Here is an 8,067-nt window from a genome sequence, read left to right as displayed (position 1 = left end):
ATCATGGCAAAGGACTGAGGGTAAAAATAGTTTTTTGAAATTTTCACACCAGAGGGAATGTCTCCCCGCGACCGCAGGGGAGAGACGCACGGATTCACTGCCTGCCCCCTACTACCCGCCCGGGGGTGCCCGGAGGCCTTCGACCTCCCTGACCTCACGTCCCCCTCCCCCCGGTCGTCCCCAAACCAGCACTCCTTACAGGACGTCTCTCATGACCCCTGCCGGGAGAATTTCCACACAGGGATCTCACCAGGGCCAGAAAAGGCAGGAGTGAAACCGGCCCCCACCAGATCTTTCAGGCGGGACTTCACCGGTTCACTTCAAGGAGGGCGACCCTCTCCATGACGAGGGGGCGGATACGCCCTCCGACCGCATCGATCTCTTCGGGCGTGATGTCGTAGCGCTCCATGAGCCGGCGCTCCTTCTCCCCGTCGATCCCTTCCCAGTCCTCCTCCGTCCAGTTCATGACTTTGCCGAGCGCGGCCGCCGCCGCCTCTGACGGCGGACAGAGGCAGACATAGCAGCGGTTCGTCCCTTCGTGGAGGCCGATGCCTGTCGCCACCCGGCACTGGCGGGTCCCTGCCGCATAGAGGAGGGCCTCCATCTCCAGGGTGTTTGCGATCGCCCGCCCCTCCTGCCAGGCGCGGAGGGCGTGGCGCACCGCTTTGGCGGCATGGGCCCTGCCGGCGAGTTCGTCGGCGTCGAAGCAGATGATGTGCGTCCCTGCCGACTCCGCGATCCCCTTCATCGTCTCCAGAAATGCGGGAAGCGCAGGGATCTCGATGACCGCCTCCCTGATATCGCAGTTACTCTCCATGATTTCCCTCGAATGCAAAGAGCGTCGTCTGCCGCCGCTCGATTTTTGTCTCGACCACCTCGTCCCCGGCAGGAGTGTCATCGGAGATCTCCTTCCCCTCGATCTGGGCGATGACCTTTGCCGCGATCTTTTCACCGAGGATGGGAGCGATCCTCCTGACGCCTGCCGCCCTGATCTCCTCCGGCGTCGTCATGCCCATGTCGAAGAGGCGACGGGAACGGACCCGCCCGATACCGCGGAGCCTGATGAGAGGCAGGAGTTCCTTCTTGATCCCGTACTTCAGCCGCGTCCCAAGTTCGGCGACCGGTTTTGCGAGGGGGCGGTTGAAGAGGTACGCAAGGCGCGAGGCGGCGTGGATGAGCCAGACCGCCGTCTCCACCTTGTTGTGGATGTCTCCCGGCCCCACATTGAAGTGTTCGCAGATCATCGCCTCGGTCACCTCCTCTGACCACTCGGAGAGGAGCATCGCGGTCTTCACCGACGAGTAGAATGCCTCCAGTTCGTCTGAACCGTACGGCACGACCGTCCAGAGCTCTTCCTCGTGGTCGCCAAGGAAGCGGTGGAGGATCTCCGGGTCGTCCTTCCTCAGGTACAGGGTGAGCATGTCGGGCGTCTCGCAGATGAGTTCCAGGAGACCGAAGTCGGTATAGGCCGGGGCATTTCGCAGGGCGGCGACGATCGCCTCCGCACTCCTCGGGTCAACGTAGAGGCGGGAGACCATGTCGCCGTACTCCGTCGCCTCAAGGTGGTCGCCGAACTCCACGGCCATCTCGGTGTCGACGAGCCAGTCGATCACCCGGTCGACTGTCTCGTGGATGGTGGAGCGCAGTCCCTGGTGCTCGTAGGCATAGTAGGTCTCCCCCATGAAGGAGAGCACCTCGCCGCGGCTCTGCACGAAACGGGTTGCGATCAGGGAGAGGACATGGGTGCGCAGGGCGTTCTCCGAGTTGCACTGGGAGGTGACCTCCTCGGGCGGGGCGGCGATGTACGCCTCAAAGAGGTCCTGGCAGGCACTCTCGCTCTTTGCGATGAGCACCGCCTCGCCATAGGGGTCGAGGTGCGGGCGTCCTGCCCGCCCGGCCATCTGCTTGTACTCCCCGACCGGGATCGGCGCCATGCCGCCGTCGCCGAAGCGGAGGTAGTCGCGGATCACCACCCGCCGCGCCGGGAGGTTGAGGCCCGCCGCAAGGGTGGGCGTCGAGGAGATCACCCTGATCGCCCCTGTCCTGAAGGCGTCCTCGACGACCTTCCTCTCTGCGGCGGAGAGGCCGGCATGGTGGAAGGCCGCACCCTTCCTCACACAGAGGGCGAGCGTCTTCCCGAGGTCTGTCGAGGCCTCGCGCTCGATATCGTCTGCCGCTTTGTCGAGGGCAGGTTCGGTGAGTTTCAGCCCGCCCGCAGCCCTCTTCGCAAAGGCCTCCGCGTTCCGCCGCGACGAGACGAAGACAAGGCACTGCCCACCCTCCGCCACCGTGTCCAGGCAGAGGTTCAGGTCGTCGTTCTTCGACTTCGCCGGCACCTCTCTCTCGTGGCCCTCGAAGTGGATCGTGCCATTGCAGAAGACACCCTCCCGCAGGTCGACAGGCCGCCACTCGCTTGTCACGAGTTCGGCGTCGAGCCATCCGGCAAGGGCGCCGGGGTTGCCCACAGTCGCCGAGAGAGCGATCACCTGCATCGCCGGGTTCCTGTGCCTGAGTTTTGCGATCACCATCTCCAGGGTCGCCCCGCGGTCAGGGGAGGCGATGAGGTGGCACTCGTCCACGACGAGGAGGGTGATCCGGGAGAGCCAGGGCGCGGCATTCCGGAGGAGCGAGTCCACCTTCTCCGAGGTGGCGACGACGATGTCGTTTTTGCCGAGATAGGTATCTTTCCGGTCGAGGTCGCCGGTCGCCACCCCGACCTTCACACCTTTCCCTGAGAAATCCTCGTACTTCTCGGTGGCGAGGGCCTTGAGAGGGACGATGTACAGGCACATGCCGCCATCGACGATATGACGGTGCATCACCATCTCGGCGACGAGAGTCTTGCCGCTTGCCGTCGGGATGGCGCACAGGAGGTTCTTCCCCTCAAAGATCCCGGCCCTGACACAGGCCTCCTGGGGAGGGTAGAGCGCTTCGATCCCGTGCGCGCGGTACTGCGACCTGAGGGCTTCGGGGAGAGGCAGGTCAGCAACCTTCATATGGACCCCTTTGTTTCCACTCGAAATTCAAGACCATGACCATAGATTACAGGAAATATAGATTGTGGATGTATATATCTCTCCACAGGAAATAATGCCGGGCACGAGAAGATCAGTAGTAGTAGTCCAGGATATTCTCCTTCTCCTCGCGCCTCTTCTTCTCCAGGAAGGAGTAGACAGTCTCGTGGGGCACGCCATTGATGAGCATCTCGATGGCAGTGCGGGCGTTCTTGAGGTGTTCGGGCGTCCCGATCATGGTGACCGTCTTGCCCTGCACCGAGATCCCGACATAGGACATGTCCTCGATCTGTTCCCTGGCCTTCCCGGCCTTCCCGATGATCCTGCCGCGGAGGCGCTCCTGCTGGCGCGGCGTGGGTTCCACCACGGAGAGGTCGATGACGTCAAGGGTGAGGTCCTCGTCCTCAAGAAGCCTGAACGCCCGCTCGGGCGAGAAACCCCGCGCGATCGCAGTGGCGACGTCTGTCGCCCTGAGGACGCTTGCCGCGTCCTCGCCCTCGATCCGCACCTCGCCCTCGTCACTGTCGATCTGGACCGTGGTCCCGGTCTTCTCCTCCAGCGCCTTCTTCGTGGCCCCGTCTTTTCCGATGAGAGCGCCTATCCTGTTTGCACCAATCCTGATTTCCTGTACTGTCATCTCATTCACCGATCCTTCTCGGCCAGGGAGCGGACCGACCCGCCCGTCACCTCGCGCACCAGCGCGTCCTCCGCCTCCACAGGGCAGAAAGAGGAGAAAAACCGGTTGATATTCCTGATATCCCGGATCAGAAAAGTCCCGGCATTCGGGTGCTCGCGGGTGACCGCCTGGCCCATGTCGATAATATATGGTTTCTCGTGCCAGAGTATATTGAATTCGCTCAGGTCGCCATGGACGAGTCTAGCATCCTGAAAGAGTTTCTTTATCTCCCCTACAACAGCCCCGTATACACCTTCCGGGTCTTCGAGTTCGACGTTTCGGATCTGGGGGGCCGCGGACTCGTCTTCGCCGATAAACTCCATGATCAGGATGTTCCTGTCGAAGGCGTACGGCTCCGGGACCGGGACGCCGGCCTCGTGGGCGCGTTTGAGGTTTGCGAACTCTTTCTTCGTCCAGGTGAAGACTATGTCCTTGCGGGTCTTCCGCACGCCGGCAAAACGGGGGTCGCCAATGATATAGTCGGCCATCGCCTTGAAGTTCGCCGTCCTCATCCGGTAGATCTTGATGGCGACCGGTTTCCCATCCTTCTCGCCAAGGAAGACGTTCGCCTCCTTGCCGGTGGAGATGGACCCCCCGATCGCCGAGATCTTCTTCCTGTGAACAAGGCGGTACAGGGCAAGGAGGGTGTCCTCGTCAAAGACCTCGCCTCGCACCTTCCTGGAGTCCTCGTCCTTGATCCGGATGCCCATCTCTTCGAGCTTCCGGTCGAATTCACGTCCTTCCCTGTCCGAAACCATACTATTTACACCACAGCGTCGTGCACGCCGGCGAGAACCTCGGCGAGGTAGTCGGCGGCCATCGTCTTCAGGTCGAGGGGGTGGATCTTGCCCGCACCGTACGCGGCCTCCACCTCGGCGTACGAGGAGAACTCAAGGTCGCCACCGAACTTCGCCGGTCTGTGCATCACGACCGTCTCGAAGCGGGGGAAGATGTGGTGCTGGAGCACCTGGAGCACCGGGTTCTCCTCGATACCCGGCGGGCAGAAAGCCTTCTTCATCTTTGTCCTGATATCCTCCTCAGTGTCTGCAACCGAGATGAGGTTTCCGGCAGAGGATGACATCTTCTTACCGTCCAGGCCGTTGATGATGGGGGTGTGGATGCAGACCGGCGAGGCGTAACCCATGCCGGGCAGGTACTCGCGGGCGAGCATGTGGATCTTCCTCTGGTCGATGCCGCCGACGGCGGCGTCGACACCGAGGAGGGCGATGTCGGCCATCTGCATGATCGGGTAGACCATCTGAGAGACGGCCGGGTGGTCCATGCCGCGGCCGACCTCGTCCATCGAGCGGTGCGCACGGTTGACCGTGACCTCCTGGGAGAGCTGGAGGACCAGGAGTTCGTATTCGGGGTTGAGCTGAAGGTCGGTGCCGAGGACGAACTTTGCGTCTTTCAGGCCGAGGGCCTCGAAGCACCGGCGGTTGTACTCGGCGGTCTCCCTGACCTCGTCGAGCGTGCCCTTGTGGTTGAGGAAGGCATGCAGGTCGGCGAGGAGGACAGTCACCTCGAACCCGGCCTTCTGGAGGTCCATCAGCTTGTTGATGGTCACCAGGTGGCCGAGGTGGATCTCGCCCGAGGGCTCGTAACCGGCGTAGACCCGCCTGACGGGCTTCTGGAGGAGGGCCCGCAGCTCCTCGTCGGTGACGATCTCCACGGTATTGCGCGTGACAAGAGAGTATGGATCCATAAAAGAGTGTTGGGTTTCCGGGGGATTAATCCTTCTTCAGATGGCGGTGAAGCCAAGTGCCCGGTTGGTCATCGCGATGGAGGTGGCGGCATCGTCGGCCCCGTTCATCATGGCGCGGATGGCGTCGACGTTCTCGACGACGACGTCGGCCTCCTGGTGGATCGCCTGGAAGAGGAAGAGTTCGCGGCCGACGAGCCCGACAGACTCTGCAAAGATGCAGTTCTCGTAGAGGTCGGCGCGCCTCCGGCCCATGTCCTGCGCGAACTCCTTCAACTGTGCGGTGCTCGTGATCCCGGTGCCCTTGCGCACAAGGCCCAGCCGCGGGTGTTTCTCGATGATCTCCAGGATCTCCTCGCGGGTCGCATCGCTCCTGAGGTCCATCTGGATGGCATGCATGTGCATGAAGGTCGTCGGCACGATCATCGCCATCGTGACGATGTTGATGTGCGGGAGGACGGTCTGGACGTCGGGACCGTGGTGACTCGGGATCTCGACCGGGTTGAGGACGATGGCGTCGACCGGGCCCTTCTTCACCTCGCCGGGGTCTGAGCCGCGGCGGACCATCGTCGCCCGCACCCTCTCCACCCCGAACTTCTCGTCTATGGCCTGAATAATACGGCAGAGCCCGGTGGTGTTGCAGGAGACGACCCGTACGAACTGGCGGTTCTTCGCCTCATTATAGTTGCAGCTGGAGCAGAAGGAGAACCCGGCGACCTCGTGGTCCTCGCCGCCCTGCCAGATCGCCTTGACGCCGTAGAGTTCGTAGAGTTTTTTGTTCTTCACGCCGACGCCGCCCGGCGTGGCGTCCACGACGATGTCGGCGTGCTTGATCATCTCGGTGACGTCGCCGGCGACCTCGATCCCGGCGTCCTCAAAGTCCTTACGCTTGTTGATCTCCGCAATGTACAGGGGGTAACCGCGCTGGTTCGCGATGTAGGCCTCGGCACTGGGCCGGGTCTTGGAGACTCCCACGACCTCCATATCGGGCTGAGCGGCGACCGCATCGGCGACTCTCTTGCCGATGGTGCCGAATCCGTTGATTGCGACCTTGATCATGTAGAGCTTCAGTAAGAGCAGAAGCAGATAAAGGTTCCCTTCGTCCAGGCCGCGAACAGAGGGCCGGGAATGCTCGCCATAGCATTCGCGCCGGTAGAGATCTCTCAATACACATGTCTATATACACGCCTGCCCATCCCAGAGGTGTGGAGCCTTCCCTCCGGCATGCAAACAACTTCGACTTTCTCCGTCTCGCGGCGGCACTGGTCATCATCGTCTCCCATGCCTGCGCCCTTCAAGTCGGGTATGCGGCGATACCCGGGAATTCACCGGCACTGCTGGTCGGGCAGGCCGCCCTTGCGAGCCTTTTTGTGATCAGCGGTTACCTCATTCCGCAGAGCTGGATGGCGCAACCGGACGTGAAAAGATATTTCTGGAAGAGGTCGCTCCGCGTCTTTCCTGCACTGGTGCCGGCCCTGATCTTCATGCTCCTTATCATCGGTCCGTTGGCGACGACTCTCCCTCTCGCCGACTATTTCATGACACTCTTCTCCCCCTTCACCCTCGCCTCTCCCGGTTCTGTCTGGAACGGGTCTGCCCTCGGGCTCTTCCAGTCAAACCCCGTCACTTTCGTGAACGCGTCCCTCTGGACGATCCCGGTGGAGTTCGTGATGTACATCCTCGTCGCACTCCTCGGCGTCGTCGGTCTCCTGCGGAGGAAGGACGTCCTTCTCGGTCTGATCGCCGCAGATTTCGCCCTCTGGACGGTGGTGTCCGGGGACCACGGCCTCGCGAAGGTGCGGTTCACTCTCTACTTTCTCATCGGGGCGTACCTCGCCGTCCACCACAGGGAACACCGCTATGACCCCGCGACCGCCGCCCTCCTTGCGGTTGCCCTTGCCGCTGCATCGCAGACCCCCTACGTTACCTATCTCGCCCTTGTTGCCGTGCCGTACATTGTCCTCACCGTCGCCCACCTGGGTGTCCCGGCCCTGAACACCTTCGGGGACCGCGGCGACTTCAGTTACGGCGTCTATATCTATGCTTACCCGGTCCAGCAGACGATCGTCCTCTATCTCGGGACATCGATGCCCCTCTGGATCTTTTCCGCCCTTTCGATCCTGCTGACCTTCCCCCTCGCCTACGCTTCCTGGCACCTTATCGAGAGGAGGGCGCTGGCGCTGAAACAGGTAGAGTTCAGGGACAGGGCAGATGTTCTCTCTACAGGACAGAACCCCTGAGCGAGCCTTCCTGTGAAGGCCACCAGATCGATCGTCCATAACTTTTCTCTCCAGGTTGCTCTCGACCGACAAGGTGACGTATCTTTTCCCCCACGCGCTTCATATCCTCAAAAGTGTCACGGGGTGTATGGAGAGCACATCTCTCACCATCAATGGAAAGAAGGCGGAGGGCTTTGTGGTCCCCCTCGGACCGGTGAACCTCGTCTTCGTGAAGACGGAGAAGGGCCTCGTGGGCTGCGGGGTCGTCGACGTGCAGGCCCTGGAGAAGTTCGGTTACCCGGCGGCGAAGGTGCGGCCGTCTGCCGGGCCGTCGATCAGGACTGTCGACGACATCCTTACCGGCACCATCGCCGTGGCAAACGGCCCGGCACGGGCCCTCGGGATCGCCGAAGGCATGAAGGGGAGAGAGGCGCTGGAGCACCTCTGAGAGATCCC

At 62.1% G+C, this 8,067-nt stretch carries 8 protein-coding genes; 2 read left to right on the top strand and 6 right to left on the bottom strand.

Annotation, left to right across the window (positions count from 1 at the left end; genetic code table 11):
• Positions 1-307 precede the first annotated feature (307 nt).
• The 6 genes from cgi121 to Q0520_RS11125 all read right to left on the bottom strand — a co-directional run bounded on the left by cgi121 (position 308) and on the right by Q0520_RS11125 (position 6,451).
• Entirely contained in the window at positions 308-817 is a 510-nt protein-coding gene (gene cgi121, locus Q0520_RS11150; RefSeq protein ID WP_298670099.1) for a KEOPS complex subunit Cgi121, read from the bottom strand.
• The gene (locus tag Q0520_RS11145) at positions 807-2,996 is read right to left on the bottom strand and encodes an ATP-dependent DNA helicase (protein ID WP_298670097.1); all 2,190 of its coding nucleotides are present in this window, start codon (positions 2,994-2,996) and stop codon (positions 807-809) included. Before Q0520_RS11145 ends, cgi121 begins: the two co-directional genes overlap by 11 nt.
• Before the next feature lie 112 nt (positions 2,997-3,108).
• On the bottom strand, positions 3,109-3,651 hold the full coding sequence (locus Q0520_RS11140) for a pre-rRNA-processing protein PNO1 (RefSeq protein ID WP_298670095.1): 543 nt from the start codon (positions 3,649-3,651) through the stop codon (positions 3,109-3,111).
• 5 nt (positions 3,652-3,656) lie between these two features.
• Entirely contained in the window at positions 3,657-4,448 is a 792-nt protein-coding gene (locus tag Q0520_RS11135) for a serine protein kinase RIO (RefSeq protein ID WP_298670093.1), read from the bottom strand.
• A gap of 5 nt (positions 4,449-4,453) precedes the next feature.
• Complete coding sequence (locus tag Q0520_RS11130) at positions 4,454-5,395, bottom strand: tyrosine--tRNA ligase (RefSeq protein ID WP_298670091.1); 942 nt, start codon at positions 5,393-5,395, stop codon at positions 4,454-4,456.
• Positions 5,396-5,431: 36 nt separating this feature from the next.
• The gene (locus tag Q0520_RS11125; RefSeq protein ID WP_298670089.1) at positions 5,432-6,451 is read right to left on the bottom strand and encodes a type II glyceraldehyde-3-phosphate dehydrogenase; all 1,020 of its coding nucleotides are present in this window, start codon (positions 6,449-6,451) and stop codon (positions 5,432-5,434) included.
• Between the two features lie 146 nt (positions 6,452-6,597).
• Between Q0520_RS11125 and Q0520_RS11120 the strand changes: the two genes are divergently transcribed.
• Both Q0520_RS11120 and Q0520_RS11115 read left to right on the top strand, forming a co-directional pair.
• Positions 6,598-7,632, top strand: a complete 1,035-nt coding sequence (locus Q0520_RS11120) for an acyltransferase (RefSeq protein WP_298670087.1) — start codon at positions 6,598-6,600, stop codon at positions 7,630-7,632.
• Positions 7,633-7,759: 127 nt separating this feature from the next.
• A complete protein-coding gene (locus Q0520_RS11115; protein WP_298670085.1) occupies positions 7,760-8,059 on the top strand; it encodes a YunC family protein in 300 nt (99 codons plus the stop codon).
• Positions 8,060-8,067 lie beyond the last annotated feature (8 nt).

Source organism: uncultured Methanofollis sp., assembly GCF_937919355.1.
In the GTDB taxonomy this organism is placed as follows: Archaea; Halobacteriota; Methanomicrobia; order Methanomicrobiales; family Methanofollaceae; genus Methanofollis.
Note: the sequence above shows the minus strand (reverse complement) of the source record. Positions and strands in the feature narration are given on the sequence as shown.